Source organism: Nonomuraea indica, assembly GCF_002850745.1.
GTDB lineage: Bacteria > Actinomycetota > Actinomycetes > Streptosporangiales > Streptosporangiaceae > Nonomuraea > Nonomuraea indica.
This window is the reverse complement of the sequence record NZ_KZ559489.1, coordinates 1-22,633: the sequence shown is the minus strand read 5'-3', so window position 1 is coordinate 22,633 and position 22,633 is coordinate 1. Positions and strand designations below refer to the sequence as shown.

17 protein-coding genes are annotated in these 22,633 nt (G+C 72.4%); 15 read left to right on the top strand and 2 right to left on the bottom strand.

Annotated features, from left to right (window positions below):
- Positions 1–69 precede the first annotated feature (69 nt).
- From CXR44_RS34845 to CXR44_RS34835, 3 genes are read left to right on the top strand one after another with little or no spacing between them, the layout of a single operon-like run.
- A complete protein-coding gene (locus CXR44_RS34845) occupies positions 70–693 on the top strand; it encodes an MBL fold metallo-hydrolase (protein ID WP_101790416.1) in 624 nt (207 codons plus the stop codon).
- Positions 694–720: 27 nt separating this feature from the next.
- Complete coding sequence (locus CXR44_RS34840; RefSeq protein WP_101790415.1) at positions 721–1,836, top strand: aromatic ring-hydroxylating oxygenase subunit alpha; 1,116 nt, start codon at positions 721–723, stop codon at positions 1,834–1,836.
- Complete coding sequence (locus CXR44_RS34835; RefSeq protein WP_101790414.1) at positions 1,833–4,088, top strand: FdhF/YdeP family oxidoreductase; 2,256 nt, start codon at positions 1,833–1,835, stop codon at positions 4,086–4,088. Before CXR44_RS34840 ends, CXR44_RS34835 begins: the two co-directional genes overlap by 4 nt.
- Here the strand turns inward: CXR44_RS34835 and CXR44_RS34830 are convergent.
- Complete coding sequence (locus CXR44_RS34830) at positions 4,054–4,833, bottom strand: IclR family transcriptional regulator (protein WP_219602196.1); 780 nt, start codon at positions 4,831–4,833, stop codon at positions 4,054–4,056. The genes CXR44_RS34835 and CXR44_RS34830 overlap by 35 nt on opposite strands.
- A gap of 127 nt (positions 4,834–4,960) precedes the next feature.
- Here CXR44_RS34830 and betA point away from each other — a divergent pair, with 127 nt between their 5' ends.
- A complete protein-coding gene (betA, locus tag CXR44_RS34825) occupies positions 4,961–6,598 on the top strand; it encodes a choline dehydrogenase (protein WP_101790412.1) in 1,638 nt (545 codons plus the stop codon).
- Positions 6,599–6,667: 69 nt separating this feature from the next.
- On the opposite strand, the gene purU is transcribed toward betA, so the two are convergent.
- Positions 6,668–7,531 (bottom strand): formyltetrahydrofolate deformylase, encoded by an 864-nt coding sequence (gene purU, locus CXR44_RS34820; RefSeq protein ID WP_101790411.1) that lies wholly within the window; start codon positions 7,529–7,531, stop codon positions 6,668–6,670.
- A gap of 227 nt (positions 7,532–7,758) precedes the next feature.
- On the opposite strand from purU, the gene CXR44_RS34815 reads away from it, so the two are divergent.
- The 11 genes from CXR44_RS34815 to CXR44_RS34770 form a co-directional block, all read left to right on the top strand.
- Complete coding sequence (locus tag CXR44_RS34815) at positions 7,759–9,231, top strand: aldehyde dehydrogenase family protein (protein ID WP_101790410.1); 1,473 nt, start codon at positions 7,759–7,761, stop codon at positions 9,229–9,231.
- 36 nt (positions 9,232–9,267) lie between these two features.
- Positions 9,268–10,326 (top strand): quaternary amine ABC transporter ATP-binding protein, encoded by a 1,059-nt coding sequence (locus CXR44_RS34810; RefSeq protein ID WP_101790424.1) that lies wholly within the window; start codon positions 9,268–9,270, stop codon positions 10,324–10,326.
- Entirely contained in the window at positions 10,326–12,338 is a 2,013-nt protein-coding gene (locus CXR44_RS34805; protein ID WP_101790409.1) for an ABC transporter permease, read from the top strand. The genes CXR44_RS34810 and CXR44_RS34805 overlap by 1 nt, the downstream gene beginning before the upstream one ends.
- Before the next feature lie 40 nt (positions 12,339–12,378).
- Positions 12,379–13,365: an ABC transporter substrate-binding protein gene (locus CXR44_RS34800; protein ID WP_245899797.1), complete on the top strand. Its 987-nt coding sequence runs from the start codon at positions 12,379–12,381 to the stop codon at positions 13,363–13,365.
- A 195-nt stretch (positions 13,366–13,560) separates the two neighbouring features.
- The gene (locus CXR44_RS34795; protein ID WP_101790407.1) at positions 13,561–15,963 is read left to right on the top strand and encodes a GcvT family protein; all 2,403 of its coding nucleotides are present in this window, start codon (positions 13,561–13,563) and stop codon (positions 15,961–15,963) included.
- Between the two features lie 12 nt (positions 15,964–15,975).
- A complete protein-coding gene (gene glyA, locus CXR44_RS34790; protein WP_101790406.1) occupies positions 15,976–17,232 on the top strand; it encodes a serine hydroxymethyltransferase in 1,257 nt (418 codons plus the stop codon).
- Positions 17,229–18,461 carry a sarcosine oxidase subunit beta family protein gene (locus CXR44_RS34785; RefSeq protein ID WP_101790405.1) on the top strand — a complete coding sequence of 411 codons (1,233 nt, stop codon included), beginning with the start codon at positions 17,229–17,231 and terminating at the stop codon, positions 18,459–18,461. Before glyA ends, CXR44_RS34785 begins: the two co-directional genes overlap by 4 nt.
- 9 nt (positions 18,462–18,470) lie before the next feature.
- Positions 18,471–18,749 (top strand): sarcosine oxidase subunit delta, encoded by a 279-nt coding sequence (locus CXR44_RS39845; RefSeq protein ID WP_180903852.1) that lies wholly within the window; start codon positions 18,471–18,473, stop codon positions 18,747–18,749.
- A complete protein-coding gene (locus tag CXR44_RS34780; RefSeq protein WP_219602195.1) occupies positions 18,746–21,601 on the top strand; it encodes a 2Fe-2S iron-sulfur cluster-binding protein in 2,856 nt (951 codons plus the stop codon). Before CXR44_RS39845 ends, CXR44_RS34780 begins: the two co-directional genes overlap by 4 nt.
- Entirely contained in the window at positions 21,594–22,157 is a 564-nt protein-coding gene (locus tag CXR44_RS34775) for a sarcosine oxidase subunit gamma (protein WP_101790404.1), read from the top strand. Before CXR44_RS34780 ends, CXR44_RS34775 begins: the two co-directional genes overlap by 8 nt.
- The coding region (locus tag CXR44_RS34770) for a serine dehydratase beta chain (protein ID WP_281260317.1) at positions 22,154–22,633 on the top strand (480 nt) is incomplete at its 3' end. The genes CXR44_RS34775 and CXR44_RS34770, both read left to right, overlap by 4 nt.

Genomic DNA, 22,633 nt, shown 5'->3' with positions numbered 1-22,633 from the left:
GGATCCGCAGCGAAGCGAGGACATCCGTCACAGCACGCCGGGCGACAGCCCGGCCAAGGAGGCACTGTGATGCGGGTCGAGAAGGTCGTCACCTCGGGGACGTTCAGCCTGGACGGCGGGACGTGGGAGGTCGACAACAACGTCTGGCTGCTCGGCGACGACGACGAGGTCCTCGTCATCGACGCCGCGCACGACGCCGAGCGGATCGAGGCGGCCGTGGGCGGTCGCCGGGTCGTCGGCATCGCGTGCACGCACGCGCACGACGACCACGTGAACGCCGCGCCCGCCCTGGCCGCCGCCACCGGCGCGCCGGTGCTGCTGCACCCGGACGACGAGGTGCTGTGGAAGCTCGCGCACCCGTCCGCCACCCCCGGCGGGGCGCTGGCGGACGGCCGGATCCTGCGGGTCGGCGGCGTGGACGCGCACGTGCTGCACACCCCCGGGCACGCGCCGGGAGCCGTCTGCCTGTACGTGCCCGAACTGGGCGTGCTGTTCTCCGGCGACACCCTCTTCCAGGGCGGTCCGGGCGCCACGGGCAGGTCCTACAGCGACTTCCCCACGATCATCGCGTCGATCAGCCGCCGCCTGCTCACGCTGCCCGCCGAGACGGTGGTGCACACGGGGCACGGCGCGGACACCCGCATCGGAGCCGAGGCTCCGCACCTAGAGGACTGGATCCGCCGCGGACACTGACCCGGCCCCTCACGAAGGAGTAGCCCCGTGACCACCACCACGACCTCCAGTGTCATCCCCACCCTGCCGGGCCGCTACTACACCGATCCGGACCTGTTCGCGCTGGAGCAGAAGAACATCTTCGAGGCGATGTGGTTCTGCGCGGTCCGCTCGTCGGACCTGCCGAAGCCCGGCTCGTTCCGCACGGTCCAGGTCGGCGCCGAGAGCGTCCTCGTCACGCGGGCCCGCGACGGGTCGGCGCGGGCGTTCTTCAACGTGTGCCGGCACCGCGGCGCGACCCTGTGCACGGAGGAGTCGGGCGAGGTCAAGCGGGCCTTCCAGTGCCCGTACCACGCGTGGACGTACGACCTCGACGGCAAGCTGGTCGCGGCGCCCAACCTGACCAAGATGGCCGACCTCGACCGGGTGCGGTACGGCCTGGTCAAGGTGCACGTGCGCGAGTGGCTCGGCTACGTGTGGGTGTGCCTGGCCGACGAGCCGCCGTCGTTCGAGCGGGACGTGCAGGGCGCGGTCGCCGAACGGCTCGGCGCGGTCGAGCTGATCGACAACTACGACGTGGCCAACCTGGAGGTGGGCCGGCGGATCGTCTACGACGTCAAGGCCAACTGGAAGCTCATCGTCGAGAACTTCATGGAGTGCTACCACTGCGCCACCATCCACCCCGAGCTGACCGAGGTGCTGCCGGAGTTCGCCGACGGCTACGCGGCGCAGTACTTCGTCGGCCACGGCGCGGAGTTCGGCGCGGAGGTCGAGGGTTTCACGGTGGACGGCTCGGCCGGGCTCGACCGCATCCCCGGCGTGAGCGAGGAGCAGGACCGGCGCTACTACGCCATCACCATCAAACCGCAGGTGTTCATCAACCTCGTTCCCGACCACGTTATCCTGCACCGCATGTTCCCCCTCGCCGTCGACCGCACGGTGGTCGAGTGCGACTGGCTCTACCTGCCCGACGTGGTGGCGAGCGGCAAGGATCTGGACAAGTCGGTGGAGCTGTTCCACCGGGTCAACGAGCAGGACTTCGAGGCGTGCGAGCGCTGCCAGCCGGCGATGAGCTCGCGCACCTACCGTGACGGCGGCGTGCTGGTGCCGAGCGAGCACCACATCGGCGCCTTCCACGAGTGGGTCCAGGAACGGATCGGGTGAGCGTGACGGGCGACGACGAGGACGCGGGGCTGCGGGTCGGCCGGCCGAAGGACTGGGCGGGCGGGCTGCCCGCGGTGGGCAACGCGATGCGGATCGCCCGGCGCGAGATGGGCGTCGCCCGCAGCACCCGCACGCTGCTGCGGGTCAACCAGAAGGACGGCTTCGACTGTCCCGGCTGCGCCTGGCCGGAGGGCGGGCACCGCAGCCCGGCGGAGTTCTGCGAGAACGGCGCGAAGGCCGTCGCCGAGGAGGCGACCACGCGCCGGGTGACGCCGGAGTTCTTCGCCGCGCACCCGGTGGGCGACCTGGCCGTGCGGAGCGACCACTGGCTCGGCGGGCAGGGCCGGCTGACCCGGCCGATGCACAAGCCGGCCGGCTCCGACCACTACGTGCCGGTGAGCTGGGAGTCGGCGTTCGAGATCATCGCCAGGGAGCTGCGCGCGCTCGGCGGCCCGGACGAGGCGGTGTTCTACACCTCCGGTCGCACCTCCAACGAGGCGGCGTTCGCCTACCAGCTCCTGGTGCGCCGGCTGGGCACCAACAACCTGCCCGACTGCTCCAACATGTGCCACGAGTCGAGCGGCTCGGCGCTCACCGAGACGCTGGGCATCGGCAAGGGCACGGTGTCGCTGGACGACCTGCACCGAGCCGAGCTGATCTTCGTGGTGGGCCAGAACCCGGGCACCAACCATCCCCGCATGCTCACCGCCCTGGAGAAGGCCAAGCGCGGCGGGGCGCGGATCATCGCCGTCAACCCGCTGCCCGAGGCGGGACTGCTGCGCTTCAAGAACCCGCAGCACCCCTCGGGGCTGGGCCGCGGCACGGCGCTCGCCGACCGGTTCCTGCAGATCCGGCTCAACGGCGATCTGGCGCTGTTCCAGGCGCTGTCGTCGTTGCTGCTCGACAGCGCGGACCGCGCGTTCGTGGAGGAGCACACGCACGGGTTCGAGGACTGGGAACGGCACCTGCGCGGCCTCGACTGGGACCGGGTCCTCGCCGCTACCGGCCTGACCCGGGCCGAGGTCGAGGAGACGGCGGCCGACGTCCGTGCCGCCGGCTCGGTCGTGGTCTGCTGGGCCATGGGCCTGACCCAGCACCGCAACTCGGTGGCGACGATCCGCGAGGTGGTCAACTTCCTGCTGCTGCGCGGCAACGTGGGCCGCCCGGGGGCGGGCGTGTGCCCGGTGCGCGGCCACTCCAACGTGCAGGGCGACCGGACGATGGGCATCTACGAGAAGCCGTCCGCCGCCTTCCTCGACGCGCTCGGCGCGGAGTTCGGCTTCGAGCCGCCGCGCCGCCACGGCCTCGACACGGTCGAGGCGATCCGGGCCATGCGCGACGGCAGGGTGAAGGTGTTCTTCGGCATGGGGGGCAACTTCGTCCGGGCGACCCCCGACAGCGCGGTGACGGAGGCGGCGCTGCGCCGCACCCGGCTGACCGTGCAGGTGTCCACCAAGCTCAACCGTTCGCACGCGGTGTGCGGCGAGGAGGCGCTGATCCTGCCCACGCTGGGCCGCACCGAGCGCGACCCCGGCGGCTACGTGACGGTCGAGGACTCGATGGGGCTGGTGCACGCCTCGCGGGGCAGGCTCAAGGCGGCCTCGCCGCATCTGTTGCCCGAGGTGGCCATCGTCTGCCGGCTGGCGCGGGCGGTGCTCGGGGACGACCCGCACGTGCCGTGGGCGGAGTTCGAGCGCGACTACGGCGCGATCAGGGACCGGATCGCGCGGGTGATCCCCGGGTTCGAGGACTTCAACGCGCGGGCGCCGGGCGGTTTCGCGCTGCCGAACGCGCCGCGGGACGAGCGCCGCTTCCCGACCGCGACGGGCCGCGCCAACTTCACCGTCAACGAGCTGGAGGTGCTGGAGGTCCCGCCGGGCAGGCTGCTGCTGCAGACGGTCCGCAGCCACGACCAGTACAACACCACCGTGTACGGGCTCGACGACCGCTACCGCGGGGTCAGGGCGGGCCGCCGGGTGGTGTTCGTGCACCCGGACGACCTGGCCGAGCGCGGCCTGGCCGACGGTGACGTGGTGGACCTGGTCAGCGAGTGGCCCGACGGCGAGCGGACGGCCGAGGGCTTCCGGGCGATCTCCTATCCCACGGCCAGGGGCTGCTGCGCGGCCTACTTCCCGGAGACGAACGTGCTGGTGCCGCTCGACTCGGTGGCCGAGACGTCCAACACCCCGACGTCGAAGAGCGTGGTGATCCGGCTGGTCAGGGCCGACCCGCGTAGCCCAGCCGGCGGCTGATCTCCTCGGCTCCCCCGACGAGCAGCGGGGCCAGCTCGTGCATGCGCTCGGCGCTGAAGCGGTAGGCGGGGCCGGAGGCGCTGACGGCTGCGACGACCTCGCCGTGGTAGGAGCGGATGGGCGCGGCCATCGCGTTCAGGCCCTCCTCCAGCTCCTCCAGGCAGAAGGCGTAGCCCGTGCGGCGGGTCTCGGCGAACTGCAGCTCCAGCGCGTCGAGGTCGGTGATGGTCTTGGGGGTGAAGCTCTCCAGCTCGGCGCCGGTCAGCAGCCGCCGGCGCTCGCCCTCGTCCAGGTGGGCGACCAGCGCCTTGCCGCTGGAGGTCGCGTGCAGCGGGGTGATCTGGCCGACCCAGTTGTAGGCCGTGACGGCCGAGGGACCGCGCACCTGGTCGAGGTTGACCGCGTGGGCGGAGCGCAGCACGGCGACGTTGACCGTCTCGCCGATCTCCTCGGCCAGCCGGTGGCAGACCGGCCGGGCGCGGCCGATGACGTCCATCTGCGTGCTGACGCCGCCTGCCAGCCGGATGATGCCGAACCCGAGGCGGTACTTGCCGCGGTCCTCGGCCTGCTCCACCAGGCCGCGCGCCTCCAGCGCGCCGAGCAGGCGGAAGGCGGTCGACTTGTGGACGTCGATCTCGGCGGCGACCTCGCTCACGCCGGCCTCGCCGCGCCGCGACAGGATCTCCAGCACGCTGATCGCCCGGTCGACGGACTGCACCCCACCGCTGCCCGATTCGTTGCTCATAGCGAAACTGTAAGTGCTCCAGGCAACCTTGTGTGGCGGGACGTCCAAAAGATCTCCTGTTGCGACTAGTGAAACGCGATGCGTATAGCGCTACGATTCGGTGAAACGTGCGATGAGACGAGGCACAATGACGTCACAGCAGTACGACTTCGTCATCGTCGGAGGAGGCTCGGCGGGCTGCGCCCTGGCCAACCGGCTCTCCGCGGATCCCGACACGCGGGTGCTGGTGCTGGAGGCGGGCCGTCCCGACTATCCGTGGGACGTGTTCATCCACATGCCGGCCGCGCTCCCGTTTCCCATCGGCAACCGTTTCTACGACTGGCGCTACGAATCCGAACCCGAGCCGCACATGCACGGGCGGCGCATCTACCACGCCCGCGGCAAGGTGCTCGGGGGCTCCAGCAGCATCAACGGCATGATCTTCCAGCGCGGCAACCCCCTCGACTACGAGCGCTGGGGCGCCGATCCCGGCATGAAGAGCTGGGACTACGCGCACTGCCTGCCGTACTTCAGGCGGATGGAGAACTGCCTGGCCGACCCCGGCACCCCCTTCCGCGGCCACGACGGGCCGCTGACGCTGGAACGCGGACCCGCGACGACCCCGCTGTTCGCGGCGTTCTTCGAGGCCGTCCAGCAGGCCGGCTATCCGCTCACCGACGACGTCAACGGATACCGTCAGGAGGGCTTCGCCAGATTCGACCGCAACATCCGGCGGGGCCGCCGGCTCAGCGCCGCCCGCGCCTACCTGCACCCGGTGCGGAAGCGGTCCAACCTCACCGTCAAAACCCGGGCGTTCGTCTCCCGGGTGCTGTTCGAGGGGACGCGGGCCGTCGGGGTGGAGTACGACGGCGGCACCGTACGGGCCAAGGAGGTCATCCTGTCCGGCGGCGCCATCAACTCGCCGCAGCTCCTGCAGCTCTCCGGCGTCGGCAACGCCAAGGAGCTGGACGCCCTCGGCATCCGCGTCGTGCACGACCTGCCGGGCGTCGGCGAGAACCTCCAGGACCACCTGGAGGTCTACATCCAGCACGGCTGCTCCCAGCCCGTCTCCATGCAGCCCAACCTGCAGAAGTGGCGCCACCCGTGGATCGGCGCCCAGTGGCTGTTCGCCCGCCGGGGACCCGGCGCGACCAACCACTTCGAGGCCGGCGGCTTCGTGCGGAGCAACGAGGACGTCGACTACCCCAACCTGATGTTCCACTTCCTGCCCATCGCCGTCCGCTACGACGGCTCCGCCCCGGCGGGCGGGCACGGCTACCAGGTGCACGTGGGGCCGATGTACTCCGACGCCCGCGGCTCGGTCAAGATCAGGAGCGCGGACCCGCGGCGGCACCCCGCCCTGCGGTTCAACTACCTGTCCACCGACCAGGACCGGCGCGAGTGGGTCGAGGCCGTCCGGGTGGCGCGCCGCATCCTCGGCCAGCCGGCCCTGGGCGTGTACAGCACCGGCGAGCTCTCGCCCGGACCGGCCGTCGAGACCGACGAGGAGATCCTCGACTGGGTGGCGAAGGACGGGGAGACGGCCCTGCACCCGTCGTGCACGGCGCGGATGGGCGTCGACGAGATGTCCGTGGTGGACCCCGAGACGATGCGCGTGCACGGCGTGGACGGGCTGCGCGTGGTCGACGCCTCGGTCATGCCGTACGTGACCAACGGCAACATCTACGCGCCGGTCATGATGCTCGCCGAGAAGGCGGCCGACCTCATCCTCGGCAACACGCCGCTCGCGCCCGAGACGACCGAGTTCTACCGGCACCGCGCGTGAAAGGAGGCGGTGGGGGCCGCCGCGCCCCCACCGCCTCCCGCCTCGTGGCGCCCTCCTCCGCCTCGGCGCTCAGCGGAAGACGACGGTCCGGTCGCCGTTCAGCAGCACCCGCTGCTCGCTGTGCCACTTCACGGCGCGGGCCAGCACCTGCGCCTCGACGTCGCGGCCGGCCGTGATCAGGTCCTCGGGGTCGAGCTCGTGGTCCACCCGCACCACGTCCTGCTCGATGATCGGCCCCTCGTCGAGGTCGGCCGTCACGTAGTGCGCGGTCGCGCCGATCAGCTTGACGCCGCGCTCGTGCGCCTGGTGGTACGGCTTGGCGCCCTTGAACCCCGGCAGGAACGAGTGGTGGATGTTGATGGCCCGCCCTTCGAGCCGCTTGCACAGGTCGTCCGACAGGACCTGCATGTAGCGGGCCAGCACCACGAGGTCCGCGTCGTACTCGGCGACCAGTTCCAGCACCCTGGCCTCGGCCTGCGCCTTGGTGTCGGGGGTGACCGGCACGTGGTGGTAGGGCACGCCGTACGAGACGGCCAGGGGCTCCAGGTCGGGGTGGTTGGAGACGATCGCCGGGATCTCGATGTTCAGCGCGCCGCCCTGCCGGCGGAACAGCAGGTCGTTCAGGCAGTGGCCGAACTTCGACACCATGATGAGCGTCCGCGTGGGCGTCGCGGCGTCGTTGAGCCGCCAGGTCATCTGGAACGACTCGGCGACGTAGGTGAAGCCGGCGCGCAGCTCCTCCAGCCCGTGCTGGGCGGCGAAGTGCACGCGCATGAAGAAGCCGCCGCCTCTGCGGTCGTTGAACTGCTTGCTCTGCAGCATGTTGCCGCCGTGCTGCACCAGGAAGCTGGTCACGGCGTAGACGATGCCTGGCTTGTCGGAGCAGGAGACCGTCAGGACGAACTCGCGTCCGGGGTCGGGCCGGGGAGACATCACACCTCCTAGCGTTGCGTATAGCGCAAAACGGTGATGTATACGCAACAGCGTGGACGGCGCGAGCCCGTCACGTCAAGGGGGTCGATCGCTTGCCGTGACAGCCGCACTTCGCAGCGATTTGGTATGTGATGTTCGCCACCACTTGACGCGCCGTAGTCGAGCGGTCAATCCTGTTCCTCACTAAGCATTGCCTTGCGCAATACGCAACGATCAAAGGTGTGCCGATGACCGATCTCTATATCGGCGGCACGTGGACCAAGCCGGCCGACGGTGGGCAGCGCCGCATCCACTCGCCCGCCGACGGCAGCCTCGTGACCACGGTCGCAGAAGCCACCGCGACCGACACCGTCGCCGCCATCCGGGCGGCCAGGCACGCGTTCGACCACGGCCCCTGGCCGGCCACGCCGGCGCGCGAGCGTGGAGCGCTGCTCCACCGGGTGGCGGACCTCCTGGAGCGCGACCGTGACGCCTTCGCCCGCGCCGAGTCCGGCGACACCGGCAAGCGGCTCGTGGAGAGCGAGTACGACGTCGACGACTGCGTGGCCTGCCTGCGCCATTTCGCGGGCGCCGCCGGCACCGACGCCGGCCGTGTCGTCGACACCGGCCGCGACGACGCCATCAGCAGGATCGTCCACGAGCCGGTCGGCGTGTGCGGCCTCATCACCCCGTGGAACTACCCCCTGCTGCAGGCGACGTGGAAGGTGGCGCCGGCGCTCGCCGCTGGCGACACCTTCGTGCTCAAGCCGAGCGAGTTGACCCCGAGCACCGCGATCCTGCTGATGCGGGCCCTGGAGGAGGCCGGCCTGCCCGCCGGCGTCGCCAACCTGGTGCTGGGCGCCGGGGCGAGCGCCGGCGCGCCGCTCGCCGAGCACCCCGACGTGGACCTCGTCTCGTTCACCGGCGGCCTGGAGACCGGCCGCCGGATCATGGCGGCGGCGTCGGCCACGGTCAAGCGGGTGGCGCTGGAGCTCGGCGGCAAGAACCCCAACATCGTCTTCGCCGACGCCGACTTCGAGACGGCGGTCGACTTCGCGCTGACCGCGGTGTTCCTGCACTCCGGCCAGGTGTGCTCGGCCGGCGCGCGGCTGCTCGTGGAGGACCCGCTGCACGACGCGTTCGTGGACGAGCTCGTACGGCGGGCCGCGCTGATCCGCCCCGGCGGCCCGTTCGACCCCGAGGCGCACACCGGCCCGCTCATCTCCGCCGCGCACCTGGCCAAGGTCGAGGAGTACGTGGCGGCGGGCCTGGCCGAGGGCGCGGTGCTGCGCTGCGGCGGCGAGCGGCTCACCGGCCCCGGCTTCGACCGGGGCTTCTTCTACCGGCCGACCGTGCTGGACGAGTGCAAGCAGGGCATGCGGGTGGTGCGCGAGGAGTCGTTCGGCCCCGTGCTCACCGTCGAGCGCTTCTCCGGCGAGGACGAGGCCGTCCGCCTCGCCAACGACACCGAGTACGGCCTCGCGGGCGCCGTCTGGACCCAGGACGCCGGCCGGGCGCAGCGGGTGGCGGGCCGGCTGCGGGCCGGCACGGTGTGGATCAACGACTACCACCCCTACGTGCCGCAGGCCGAATGGGGCGGTTTCAAGCAGTCGGGCATCGGCCGCGAGCTGGGGCCGACCGGACTGGACGAGTATCGAGAGATCAAGCATGTGTGGCAGAACACCCGCCCGCGCCCCCAGCGGTGGTTCCCAGCGAACTGACGCTCCGACGACCGCGCCGACGACCAAGAGGTGGTCATGACTGTGCCGTCAGTGGCCGAACGTAGTGCACCCGACACCGACACCACGCCCGTCCTCGCCGTCCGCGACCTGTGGAAGGTGTTCGGCCCCAAGGCCGAGAGCGTCGTCGGCAGCACCCTGAGCCGTCAGGAGCTCAAGGAGCGGACCGGCTGCGTGGCGGCCGTCCGCGACGTCTCCTTCGAGGTGCGCAGGGGCGAGGTGTTCGTCGTCATGGGCCTGTCCGGCTCGGGCAAGTCGACGCTGGTCCGCTGCCTGACCCGGCTGATCGAGCCCACGGCCGGCGAGGTGCTGCTGGACGGCGAGGACGTCCGTAAGGCCGACGACCGCAGGCTGCGCGAGCTGCGCAGGCACCGCATGGCCATGGTCTTCCAGCACTTCGGCCTCCTGCCGCACCGGTGCGTGCTCGACAACGTCGCCTTCGGGCTGGAGATCCGCGGCGTCGCCAAGCAGGAGCGCTACGCCAGGGCCCGCGAGGTGGTCGGGCTGGTCGGGCTCACCGGCTTCGAGAACTCCTACCCCGACCAGCTCTCCGGCGGCATGCAGCAGCGGGTCGGCCTGGCCCGCGCGCTCGCGGCCGACCCCGAGGTGCTGCTGTTCGACGAGCCGTTCTCCGCGCTCGACCCGCTGATCCGGCGCGAGATGCAGAACGAGGTCATCCGCCTGCACCACGAGGTCGGCAAGACGATGATCTTCATCACCCACGACCTCGGCGAGGCGCTCAAGCTCGGCGACCGGATCCTCATCATGCGCGACGGGGAACTGGTCCAGGTGGGCACGCCCGACCAGGTGGTGGGCGCGCCGGCCGACGACTACGTCAGGGACTTCGTCAGCGACATCCCGCGCTCCCACGTGCTGACGCTGCGCTGGATCATGCGCCCGCCGCACGACGGCGAGCCGCTCGACGGCCCCGAGCTGGGGCCCGACGTGGTGATCCGCGACGCCGTGCACGCCGTGCTCTCCGCCGACCGGCCGGTGCGGGTCACCGACGGCGACAGCCTGCTCGGCGTGGTGACCAGCGCGGAGATCCTCGAGGTCATCGCCGGGGGGCAGCACTGATGGCGGCCGTGAACGTGGTGGCCGCGCGGGTGGCGGCCCGGCTGCCGGCCCGCAGGTACCTCGTGCTCGCGGTGGTCGTCACCTGGGTGGTGGGCTGGGCGGTGCTGCGCGGCCGCGACACCCTGCAGCTCGGCGAGGCGGAGCTGAGTCCGCTGCACGCCTCGCTCGGCGAGGGGATGGACGCGGTGGACGCCGGCCGCAACAGCAACCCGTTCTTCCTGTACTTCATCAACTACGTCCGGCTCTTCCTCGACGAGGCCGTGACGTTCGTCCAGGCCCTGATCAGCCAGCCGTCGTTCGGCCGGCCGGTCCCCCTGCTCGGCTGGCTCGGCGTGGTCGGCCTCGCCACCGCCGCCGCCTTCCTGTACGGCAACCGCAGGGTGGCGCTGCTGACCGCCGCCGGGTTCCTGTCGTTCGGCGTGCTCGGCCTGTGGCAGGAGAGCATGGACACCCTGGCGCTGACGCTGACCGCGGTGGTGCTGTCGCTGGCCGTCGGCATCCCGCTCGGCGTGTGGGCCGGGCTGAGCGACCGGTTCCACCGGCTGGTCACCCCGGTGCTCGACTTCATGCAGACCATGCCGACGTTCGTCTACCTGGCGCCGCTCACCCTGTTCTTCCTCATCGGCCCGGCCAGCGCGACGGTCGCCACCATGATCTACGCGATCCCGCCGGCCATCCGGATCACCGCGCACGGCATCCGGCAGGTCTCGCCCGAGACGCTGGAGGCGAGCACGTCGCTCGGCGTCACCCGCGCGCAGGCGCTGCGCCACGTCCGGCTGCCGATGGCCAAGCAGACGATCATCGTCGGCGTCAACCAGACCATCATGGCCGCCCTGTCCATGGCCACCATCGCGGCGCTCATCGACGCGCCCGGCCTGGGCAAGACGGTGCTGAAGGCGCTGCAGACGCTCGACGTCGGCACCGCGTTCAACGCCGGGCTGGCCATCGTCATCATGGCCGTGGTGCTCGACCGGGCGACCTCGGCGGCCAGCCGCCGCGTGGAGGACGAGCGGCGGGCCGGCCGCCGCCGCACCGCGCGGGGCCGCCGCCTGGAGGTCGCGGGGGTGCTCGGCGTCGCCGCCGTGCTCGGCTACCTGTCGTACACCTACGTGTGGGCGGCGGAGTTCCCCGCCCAGGCCAATCTGGGCTTCGCCGTGCGCGGCGCGGCCGACGCCGCGAGCCTGTGGGTGCAGGACAGCCTGGTCACCTACACCGACGCGGTCAAGAACGGGCTCACCAACGGGCTGCTCAACCCGTTCGAGGCGCTGCTGACCGGCTCGCCGTGGTGGCTCGTCGCCGCCGCGGCCGTGGCGGTCGCGCTGCTCGTGGGCAGCGTGCGGGCCGCGCTGGTGACCACGGCCGGGCTGCTGGTGCTGGTGCTGCTCGGACTCTGGCAGGACAGCATGGTCACGCTGGCCTCCACGCTCGTCGCGACGATCCTCGTCATGGTGCTCGGCGTGATCGTCGGGGTGTGGATGGGCCGCAGCGACCGGGCCGACACGCTGCTGCGGCCGGTGCTGGACGCGGGGCAGACCATGCCGGCCTTCGTCTACCTGGTGCCGATCCTCGGCCTGTTCGGGCCGACCCGGTTCACCGCGATCATCGCGGCCGTGGTGTTCGCCGCGCCGATCGCGATCAAGCTGGTCGCCGAGGGCATCAGGCGGGTCTCGGCCACCACCGTCGAGGCGGCCACGTCGGCCGGCGCGAGCACGTGGCAGCTCATCTCCAAGGTGCAGCTGCCGATGGCGCGCAGCGCCGTCACGCTGGCGGCCAGCCAGGGGCTCATCTACGTGCTGTCCATGGTGGTCGTCGGCGGCCTGGTCGGTGCCGGGGCGCTCGGCTACGACGTCGTGGCCGGGTTCTCCCAGCACCAGTTGCGCGGCAAGGGGCTGGCCGCCGGGCTGGCCATCGTCGTGCTCGGCATCGTGCTCGACCGCGTCATGCGGGCCGCCACCGAGCGGGCCGACGCCGCCGCGCACGGCGCGCTCCACGGCGGGCTCCATGACAGATGACGGACACCGGCCGGCGGCCGGTGAGAATCAGGAGGACCAGGTGGCAGTTACCAGGAACGGAAGGGTCCGGGCGGCAGCGCTCGCGACGGGCGCCGGCCTCCTGCTCACGGCGTGCGGCGGGGCGAAGGTCGGCGAGGTGCAGACCGGCGCGAGCAGCGCCGCGAGCGGGCAGGGAGGTTGCGGCACCGTCAACCTGGCGATCAACCCGTGGGTGGGCTACGAGGCCAACGCCGCCGTCATCGCGCACGTGGCCGAGAAGCAGCTCGGGTGCACGGTGGTCAAGAAGGACCTGAAGGAGGAGGTCGCCTGGCAGGGGTTCGGCACCGGCGAGGTCGACGCGATCGTGGAGAACTGGGCCCACGACGACCTGAAGAAGAAGTACATCGACGAGCAGAAGGTCGCCGTGAACGCCGGGCCCACCGGCAACAAGGGCGTCATCGGCTGGTACGTGGCCCCCTGGATGGCGAAGAAGTACCCGGACATCACCGACTGGAAGAACCTCAACAAGTACGCCTCCCTGTTCAAGACGTCCGAGTCCGACGGCAAGGGCCAGCTCCTCGACGGCGACCCGTCGTTCGTCACCAACGACGGGGCCCTGGTCAAGAACCTCAAGCTCGACTACAAGGTCGTCTACGCGGGCAGCGAGACGGCGCTCATCACGGCCTTCCGGCAGTCGGAGAAGCAGCAGAAGCCGGTGCTCGGCTACTTCTACGAGCCGCAGTGGTTCCTGTCGGAGCTGCGCCTGGTCAAGGTGAACCTGCCGGCCTGGACCGAGGGCTGCGACGCCGATCCGGAGAAGGTGGCCTGCGACTATCCGCCGTACGAGCTGGACAAGATCGTCAGCAAGAAGTTCGCCGACTCGGGGAGCCCCGCGTACACGCTGGTCAAGAACTTCACGTGGACGAACGACGACCAGAACCTGGTGGCCAAGTACATCGCCGAGGACAAGATGAAGCCGGAGGAGGCGGCCGCCAAGTGGGTGGCCGACAACCCGGACAAGGTGAAGGCCTGGCTGCCCGCCGGCTGATGATCCGCCACGCCCGGCCCGGTCGACGCGAGACGCGACCGGGCCGGGCGTGCGCGTGCTCTTGGACCGTTCCCGACGAGCCGTGCAAACCGTATGGAATACGACAGAACACACCCTTGACACCCGGAACGCGGCGAGCGACGCTTGTTGCGAAAAGCGCGTTTGGTTGCATAGTTCGCAACAACGGAGGTGGCTATGACGGGCCCTAGCGTCGTCATCATCGGCGCGGGCGTGGTCGGCGCGGCACTCGCCGACGAGCTGTCCGCCCGCGGCTGGACCGACGTCACCGTCGTCGACCAGGGAGACGTACCCGCCACCGGCGGCTCCTCCTCCCACGCCCCGGGCCTGGTCTTCCAGATCAACGGCTCCAAGACGATGACCGAGATGGCCCGCTACACCGTCGAGAAGTTCGTCGAGCTGGACAGCTTCCACCAGGTGGGCGGGCTCGAAGTGGCCACCACCCCCGAGCGGCTCGCCGAACTGCGCCGGCGCCAGGGCTGGGCGACCTCCTGGGGGATCGAGACCCACCTGCTGTCCCCGCAGGAGTGCCTCGACCGGCATTCGCTGCTCGACCCCGGCACCGTGCTCGGCGGCCTGTTCATCCCCACCGACGGCCTGGCCAAGGCCGTCAGGGCCGTGGACGCCCAGCTCGCCCGCGCCCGGTCCCGCGGCGTGCGGGTGCTGCCCCGGCACGAGGTGCTCGACATCACCACCGAGGGCGGCCGGGTCAGGACCGTCGTCACCGACCAGGGCGACATCCCCGCCGACATCGTGGTCTGCTGCGCCGGCATCTGGGGCCCCAAGGTCGCCCGGATGGTGGGCATGGACCTGCCGCTCACCCCGCTCGCCCACCAGCTCGCCTGGACCGGCCAGGTGCCCGGACTGGCCGGGCAGACCGTCGAGGTGTCCCGGCCCATCCTGCGCCACCAGGACGCCGACCTCTACTACCGCGAGCGCTTCGACACCCTCGGCATCGGCTACTACGGCCACCGCCCCATGCCGGTCAGCGCCGACGACATCCTCGCCGTGGACGAGGCCGAGGTGATGCCCTCGGTGCTCACCTTCACCCCCGACGACTTCGCCGACGCCTGGACCGAAACCCAGCGACTGCTGCCCTCCACCCGCTCGGCCAAGGTCGAGGAGGGCATCAACGGCCTGTTCTCCTTCACCACCGACCACCTGCCGCTGCTGGGCGAGTCGCGCGACGTCGAGGGCTTCTGGGTGGCCGAGGCCGTCTGGGTCACCCACTCCGCCGGCGTCGGCCGGGCCATGGCCGAATGGCTCGTGGACGGCCACTGCGCCTCGTTCGACCTGCACGAGTGCGACGTCAACCGGTTCGAGTCGCACCAGGTCGCCCCCGACTACGTGGTGGCCCGCGGCTGCCAGAACTACGTCGAGGTCTACGACATCATCCACCCCCTCCAGCCGATGGAGGAGCCCCGCCCGCTGCGCACCAGCCCCTTCCACGTCCGGCAGCGGGAGCTCGGCGCGATGTTCCTGGAGGCGTCCGGCTGGGAGCGCCCGCAGTGGTACGAGGCCAACGCCCCGCTGGTGGCCGGCCGCGGCATCCCCGCGCCCGGCGACTGGGCGGCCCGCTACTGGTCGCCGATCGTCGGGGCCGAGGCCCAGGCCACCCGCGAGAACGTCGCCCTGTACGACATGACCGCGCTCAAGCGGCTGGAGGTCAGCGGCCCCGGAGCCGTGTCCTTCCTGCAGCGGCTCACCACCGGCGACATCGACAAGTCGGTCGGCTCGGTCACGTACTGCCTGCTGCTCGACGTGGACGGCGGCATCCGCAGCGACGTCACCGTGGCCCGGCTCGGCCCCCGGCACTTCCAGGTCGGCGCGAACGGCAACCTCGACCTCGACTGGCTGGAGCGGCACCGGCCCGACGACGTGTTCGTCCGCGACGTCACCGCCGGCACCTGCTGCGTCGGCGTGTGGGGGCCCAGGGCGCGCGACCTCGTCCAGCCGCTCACCCGCGCCGACCTCCAGGCGCTGCGCTACTTCCGCGGCACCCGCACCCACCTCGGCAACGTGCCCGTCACCATGCTCCGCCTGTCCTACGTCGGCGAGCTGGGCTGGGAGATCTACACCACCGCCGACCTCGGCCTGAAGCTGTGGGACACGCTGTGGGAGGCCGGCCGGGAGCACGGCGTCATCGCCGCCGGCCGGGGCGCCTTCACCAGCCTGCGCCTGGAGAAGGGCTACCGCTCGTTCGGCACCGACATGACCTTCGAACACGACCCGTACGAGGCCGGGCTGGGCTTCGCCGTCAAACTCGACAAGGGCGACTTCATCGGCCGCGAGGCCCTGCTCGCCCGCAAGGAGTCGGTCACCCGCAGGCTCGCCTGCCTGCTCACCGACGAGGTCGTCATGGGCAGGGAACCCGTGTACGACGGCGACCGGCCGGTCGGCTACGTCACCAGCGCCGCCTACGGCCACACGATCGGCAGGGCCATCGCCTACGCCTGGCTGCCCGCCTCGCTCGCCACCCCGGGCCGGACCGTGCACCTCGGCTACTTCGACCGGCGGGTCGAGGCCGTGGTGGCCGAGGAGCCCCTGTTCGACCCGGCGATGACCCGGCTGCGCGGTTAGGAAAGGACGCACATGATCGACACCCCGCTGGACGTGCTGGACCCCGAGGTGCACGCCGCGATCGGCGCGGAGCTGGCCCGCCAGCGCACGACGCTGGAGATGATCGCCTCGGAGAACTTCGCGCCCCTGGCCGTCATGGCCGCCCAGGGCTCCGTCCTCACCAACAAGTACGCCGAGGGCTACCCGGGCAGGCGCTACTACGGCGGCTGCGAGCACGTCGACGTGGTCGAGCGGCTCGCCATCGACCGGGTCAGGGAGCTGTTCGGCGCCGAGGCGGCCAACGTGCAGCCCCACTCGGGCGCCCAGGCCAACGCCGCCGCCATGTCCGCCCTGCTGGAGCCGGGCGACACGATCCTCGGGCTAGACCTGGCCCACGGCGGCCACCTCACCCACGGCATGCGCATCAACTTCTCCGGCCGCCTCTACGACGTCGTCTCCTACCACGTCCGCGCGAGCGACCACCTGGTGGACATGGACGAGGTCGAGCGGCTGGCCCGCGAGCACCGGCCCAAGCTGATCATCGCCGGCTGGTCCGCGTACCCCCGGCAGCTCGACTTCGCCGCGTTCCGGAGGATCGCCGACGAGGTGGGCGCCTACCTGATGGTGGACATGGCGCACTTCGCCGGCCTCGTCGCCGCCGGCCTGCACCCCTCACCCGTGCCCCACGCCCACGTGGTCACCACCACCACGCACAAGACCCTCGGCGGGCCGCGCGGCGGCGTCGTCCTGTCCACCGCCGACCTCGCCAAGAAGATCAACTCGGCGGTGTTCCCCGGCCAGCAGGGCGGGCCGTTGGAGCACGTCGTCGCCGCCAAGGCCGTGGCCTTCAAGGTGGCGGCCGGAGAGGCGTTCCGCGACCGGCAGCGGCGCACGCTGGAGGGCGCCCGCATCCTCGCCGACCGGCTGCTCGCCCCTGACGCCGTCGCCGCCGGCGTCAGGGTGCTCACCGGCGGCACCGACGTGCACCTCGTGCTGGTGGACCTGCGCGACTCCGAGCTGGACGGCAAACAGGCCGAGGACCGGCTGCACGCCGCCGGCATCACGGTCAACCGCAACGCCGTGCCGTTCGACCCGCGCCCGCCGATGGTCACCTCCGGGCTGCGCATCGGCACGCCCGCGCTGGCCACGCGCGGCTTCGCCGCCGCGGACTTCCGGGAGGTCGCCGACGTCATCGCCGCCGCCCTCACCCCCGGGGCCGACCTGACGTTCCTGCGCGGCCGCGTCGAGGCCCTCGCGGGCAAGCACCCCCTGTACGGGGGGCTCCGATGACGCCCCGCCCGCCCGGAGCCGACCTGCCCGAGCACCCCGACCGGCTGTGGACCGCGGCCGAGCCCAGGGCCTCCTACGACGTGGTGATCGTCGGCGGCGGCGGCCACGGCCTGGCCACCGCCTACTACCTGGCCAGGAACCACGGCATCACGAACGTGGCGGTGCTGGAGCGCGGCTGGCTGGCCGGTGGCAACATGGCCCGCAACACCACCATCATCCGCTCCAACTACCTGTGGGACGAGAGCGCCGGCATCTACGAGCACGCGCTCAAGCTCTGGGAGGGGCTGGAGGCGGAGCTCGACTACCCGCTGCTGTTCAGCCAGCGCGGCGTGCTCAACCTCGCCCACAGCCTCCAGGACGTCCGCGACAGCGTCCGCCGCGTCGAGGCCAACCGGCTCAACGGCGTGGACGCCGAATGGCTCGACCCGCGGCAGGTCCAGGAGGTCTGCCCGATCGTCGACATCTCGCCCGACGTGCGCTACCCCGTGCTCGGCGCGACCTTCCAGCCGCGTGCCGGCATCGCCAAGCACGACCACGTCGCCTGGGGCTACGCCCGCGCCGCGGCGGCGCTCGGCGTCGAGTTCGTGGAGAACTGCGAGGTCACCGGGCTGCGGGTGAGCGGCGGCCGGGTCACCGGCGTCGAGACGACGCGCGGCGTGATCGCGGCCGGCCGGGTGGCGCTGTGCGCCGCCGGGCACACCTCCGTCGTCGCCGCGACCGCCGGCATCGACCTGCCGCTGCAGAGCCACCCGCTGCAGGCGCTCGTCTCCGAGCTGCTGGAGCCCGTCCACCCGACGGTCGTCATGTCCAACGCCGTCCACGTGTACGTCAGCCAGGCCCACAAGGGCGAGCTGGTGATGGGCGCCGGCATCGACGCGGCCAACTCCTACCGCCAGCGGGGCGCGTTCCACATCATCGAGCGGCAGATGGCGGCGGCGCTGGAGCTGTTCCCGATCTTCGCCCGCGCGCACGTGCTGCGCACCTGGGGCGGCGTCGTGGACGTCTCGCCGGACGCCTCGCCCATCGTCGGCCTGAGTCCGGTGGACGGCCTCTACCTCAACTGCGGATGGGGCACCGGCGGCTTCAAGGCCACGCCCGGCGTGGGCTGGTGCTTCGCCCACACGGTGGCCAACGACGCGCCGCACCCGCTCAACGCCCCCTTCTCCCTTGACCGATTCGTCACCGGGGCGCTCGTCGACGAGCACGGCGCCGCCGCGGTCGCGCACTGAGGACGTCACATGCTGCTGATCCCATGCCCCTGGTGCGGCCCACGCGAGGAGGCCGAGTTCCACTACGGCGGGCAGGCCCACGTCGCCTACCCGGACGACCCGGCCGCCCTCTCCGACGAGGAGTGGGCCCGCTACCTGTTCTTCCGCGACAACCCCAAGGGCGTCTTCGCCGAGCGCTGGAGCCACTCCGCCGGCTGCCGCCGCTGGTTCAACGCCCTGCGCGACACCGCGACCAACGAGATCCACGCCGTCTACCGGGTGGGCGAGCCCCGGCCGGTGACCTCGTGAGGCGCGCGAGCGGCGGCCGGATCGACCGGTCGCGGACCCTGCGCTTCACCTTCGACGGGCACGAGTACACCGGGCACCCCGGCGACACCCTCGCCTCCGCCCTGCTCGCGGCCGGGGTGCGCCGGGTCGCCACCAGCGTGAAGCTGGGCCGCCCGCGCGGCGTGTTCTCCGCCGGGAGCGAGGAGCCCAGCGCGGTCGTCCAGATCGAGGCGCCGTTCCCCGAGCCGATGCTGCCCGCCACCACCGTCGAGCTGTACGACGGGCTCGCCGCGAGCAGCCTCCCCGGGCGGGGCCGGCTGGCCGCCGAGCCGGACCCGGCCCGCTACGACGCCGTCCACGCCCACTGCGACGTGCTCGTCGTCGGCGCCGGCCCCGCCGGCCTGGCCGCCGCCCGCGCCGCGGCGGCCGGCGGGGCGCGGGTGATCCTCGCCGACGAGCGGCCCGAGCCGGGCGGCAGCCTGCTCGGCACCGGGGAGAGCGTGGACGGCCTGCCCGGCGCCGCCTGGGCCGCCGCCACCGTCGCGGAGCTGGCGGAGCTGCCCGACGTCACCGTGCTGCCGCGCACCACCGTCTTCGGCTACTACGACGACAACTACCTGATCGCCGTCGAGCGGCGCACCAACCACCTCGGCGCGGCGGCGCCCGCGCACGTGTCCCGCGAGCGCGTGTGGCGCATCCGGGCGCGGCGCGTGGTGCTCGCCACCGGCGCGCACGAACGGCCGATCGCGTTCGCGGGCAACGACCTGCCCGGCGTCATGCTCGCCGGCGCCGCCCGCGCCTACGCCCACCGGTACGGCGTGCTGCCCGGCCGCCGGGCCGTGGTGTTCACCGCGCACGACTCCGCCTACGCCGCCGCCCTCGACCTCGCGGAGGCGGGCGTGGAGGTGGCGGCCGTCGTGGACGTACGCGGGGGCACGCGGGACGCGGGCGGCGCGCGGCCCGCCCCCGGCGCCGAGTGGGCCGCGCGGGCCCGCGCACGCGGCATCGAGCTGCTGGCGGGTCACGTGGTGACGGGCGCCCACGGCGACGGCGAGGTCTCCTCGGTGACGGTCGCCGCCCGCGACGACGTTCCGGGGGAGCGCCCGGCCGGCGCGGGCGGGCGCTCGTTCGAGGCGGACCTGCTGCTCGTGTCGGGCGGCTGGAACCCGGTCGTGCACCTGTTCAGCCAGTCGGGCGGGACGCTGCGCCACGACGACGCGCTCGGCACGCTCGTCCCGGACGCCTCCCGCCAGGCGGTCGAGGTGGCGGGCGCGGCGCGGGGCGTGCTCACGCTGGCCGGCTGCCTCGCCGACGGCACCGGCGCGGGCGCCCGCGCCACCTCAGGGGCGGCGGCCCGGGTGCCCGAGGCGGCCGCCGAGCCGGAGCCGGCGGGGGAGCCGTACTGGGTGGTGCCCGCGGCCGACCACTCGGCGCACTTCGTGGACCTGCAGCGCGACGTCACCGTGGCAGACCTGCGCCGGGCCGTCGGCGCCGGCCTGCGCTCGGTCGAGCACGTCAAGCGCTACACCACCGCCGGCACGGCGCACGACCAGGGCAAGACCTCCGGGCTGCTCGCCTCGGCGGTCGTCGCCGAGGCGCTGGGCGTGCCGGTGGCCGAACTGGGCGTCACCACGTTCCGGGCGCCGTACCTGCCGGTCGCCTTCGCCACGCTGGCCGGTCGCGACCGCGGCGCGCTGCACGACCCGGTCCGGGTGACGGCGCTGCACGAGTGGCACGTCGCCGCGGGCGCGCTGTTCGAGAACGTCGGCCAGTGGAAGCGTCCCTGGTACTACCCGCGTCCCGGCGAGGACATGGAGGCCGCGGTGCTGCGCGAGTGCCGCGCCGCCCGCGAGGGGGTGGCCGCGATGGACGCCTCAACCCTCGGCAAGATCGACGTCGTCGGGGCCGACGCGGGGGAGTTCCTCGACCGGCTCTACACCAACCTGATGAGCACGCTCAAGGTCGGCGCCGTCCGCTACGGCGTGATGTGCCGCCCCGACGGGATGGTGTTCGACGACGGCACGGTCGTCCGGCTGGCCGACGACCACTTCCTCGTCACCACCACGACAGGCAACGCCGCCGCCGTGCTCGACTGGATGGAGGAGTGGCTGCAGACCGAGTGGCCGTCGCTGCGGGTGCACTGCACGTCGGTCACCGAGCAGTGGGCCACGGTCGCCCTGGTCGGCCCGCGCTCGCGCGAGGTGCTCGCCGGACTCGCCCCCGGCCTGGCCGTGGGCGCCGACGACTTCCCGTTCATGACGTGGCGGGAGGCGGAGGTGGCCGGCATACCGGCGCGGGTGTGCCGGATCAGCTTCTCCGGCGAGCTGGCGTACGAGATCAACGTCACCTCGTGGGACGGCCTGCGTCTGTGGACGTCCATCATGGACCTCGGCGTCGTCACCCCGTACGGGACCGAGACCATGCACGTGCTGCGGGCCGAGAAGGGCTACCCCATCGTCGGCCAGGACATCGACGGCACGGTCACTCCGCAGGACCTCGGCATGGCCTGGGTGGTGTCGAAGAAGAAGCCCGACTTCGTCGGCAAGCGGTCCCACGCGCGGGCGGACACGGCGCGCCCGGACCGCAAGCAGCTCGTCGGCCTGCTGCCGGAGGATCCCGGCCTGCTGCTGCCCGAGGGCGCCCACCTGGTGGCCGCGGACGTGCTGCCGGAGCCGCCGGTGCCGATGCTCGGCCACGTCACCTCCAGCTACCGCAGCGCCGCCCTGGGCCGCACGTTCGCGCTGGCGCTGGTCAAGGGCGGGCACGGCCGGATCGGCGAGCGGCTGTACGCGCCGGTCGGCGGGACCCTGGCCCCGGTCACCGTCACCTCTCACGTCCTGTACGACCCGGAAGGAGCGCGCCGTGATGGCTGAGCGCAGGAGCCCGGCCGCCGCCTTCGCCGGCCGGTTCGCCGCCGCGTCGGAGGGCGGGGCGCTGCGGCTGGCGGAGCTGCCGTTCCGCACCCAGCTGAACCTCCGCGTGGACCCGGCGAGCCCGGCCGCCCGCGACCTGGGCGACGCCCTGGGGGCGCCGCTGCCCGTCGAGCCGTGCACCGCCGTGACCGCCGGGGACGTCACCGTGGCCTGGCTGGGCCCCGACGAGTGGCTGGTGATCGCGCCCCCGGGTCACCGGCCGGAGCTGCTGTCCAAGGCCCTCGGCGACCGGCACGGCTCGGTCGTGGACGTGTCGGCCCAGCGCACGACGCTGCTGGTGGGCGGGCCGCGCGCGCGTGACCTGCTGGCCCACGGCTGCGCCCTCGACCTGCATCCGAGCGTGTTCGGGCCGGGCCGGTGCGCGCAGACGACGCTGGCGCGGGCCCAGGTCGTGCTGCTGCCGCAGGCCGACGGCGTCCACGTGCTGGTCAGGTCGTCGTTCGCGGCCTACCTGGCGGAATGGCTGCTCGACGCGGCGACGGAATACCTGCGATGAGCATCGGCGTCTTCGACCTGTTCAAGATCGGTATCGGGCCGTCGAGTTCGCACACGGGCGGGCCGATGGCCGCCGCTCACCGGTTCGCGCGCGGGCTGCGCGAGGACGGGCTGCTGGAGCGGGTGGCGCGGGTCGAGGCGGTCCTGTACGGCTCGCTCGGGCTGACCGGCAAGGGCCACGGCAGCGACAAGGCCGTCCTGCTCGGCCTGTCGGGCGACAAGCCCGAGCTGGTGGACGTGGACGGCATCGACGCCCGGCTGGCCGAGATGCGCGAGCGCGGCACGGTGCGGCTGGCCGGCGTGCGCGAGATCCCGTTCGTCGTCGGTGAGGACCTCGTCTTCGAGCGGAAGGTGTCGCTGCCCGGTCATCCCAACGGCATGCGGTTCACCGCGCGTGACGGTGACGGCACGGTGCTGTGCGAGAAGGTGTACTACTCCGTCGGCGGCGGGTTCGTGGTGGACGAGAACGCCGCCGGC

Coding starts and splice junctions, on each gene's coding strand:
- CXR44_RS34785 (WP_101790405.1), top strand. CDS start 17,229: ATGACGCCCCGCCCGCCCGGAGCCGACCTGCCCGAGCACCCCGACCGG.
- CXR44_RS34795 (WP_101790407.1), top strand. CDS start 13,561: ATGACGGGCCCTAGCGTCGTCATCATCGGCGCGGGCGTGGTCGGCGCG.
- CXR44_RS34775 (WP_101790404.1), top strand. CDS start 21,594: ATGGCTGAGCGCAGGAGCCCGGCCGCCGCCTTCGCCGGCCGGTTCGCC.
- CXR44_RS34805 (WP_101790409.1), top strand. CDS start 10,326: ATGGCGGCCGTGAACGTGGTGGCCGCGCGGGTGGCGGCCCGGCTGCCG.
- betA (WP_101790412.1), top strand. CDS start 4,961: ATGACGTCACAGCAGTACGACTTCGTCATCGTCGGAGGAGGCTCGGCG.
- CXR44_RS34815 (WP_101790410.1), top strand. CDS start 7,759: ATGACCGATCTCTATATCGGCGGCACGTGGACCAAGCCGGCCGACGGT.
- CXR44_RS34830 (WP_219602196.1), bottom strand. CDS start 4,833: ATGAGCAACGAATCGGGCAGCGGTGGGGTGCAGTCCGTCGACCGGGCG.
- CXR44_RS34845 (WP_101790416.1), top strand. CDS start 70: ATGCGGGTCGAGAAGGTCGTCACCTCGGGGACGTTCAGCCTGGACGGC.
- glyA (WP_101790406.1), top strand. CDS start 15,976: ATGATCGACACCCCGCTGGACGTGCTGGACCCCGAGGTGCACGCCGCG.
- CXR44_RS39845 (WP_180903852.1), top strand. CDS start 18,471: ATGCTGCTGATCCCATGCCCCTGGTGCGGCCCACGCGAGGAGGCCGAG.
- CXR44_RS34810 (WP_101790424.1), top strand. CDS start 9,268: ATGACTGTGCCGTCAGTGGCCGAACGTAGTGCACCCGACACCGACACC.
- purU (WP_101790411.1), bottom strand. CDS start 7,531: ATGTCTCCCCGGCCCGACCCCGGACGCGAGTTCGTCCTGACGGTCTCC.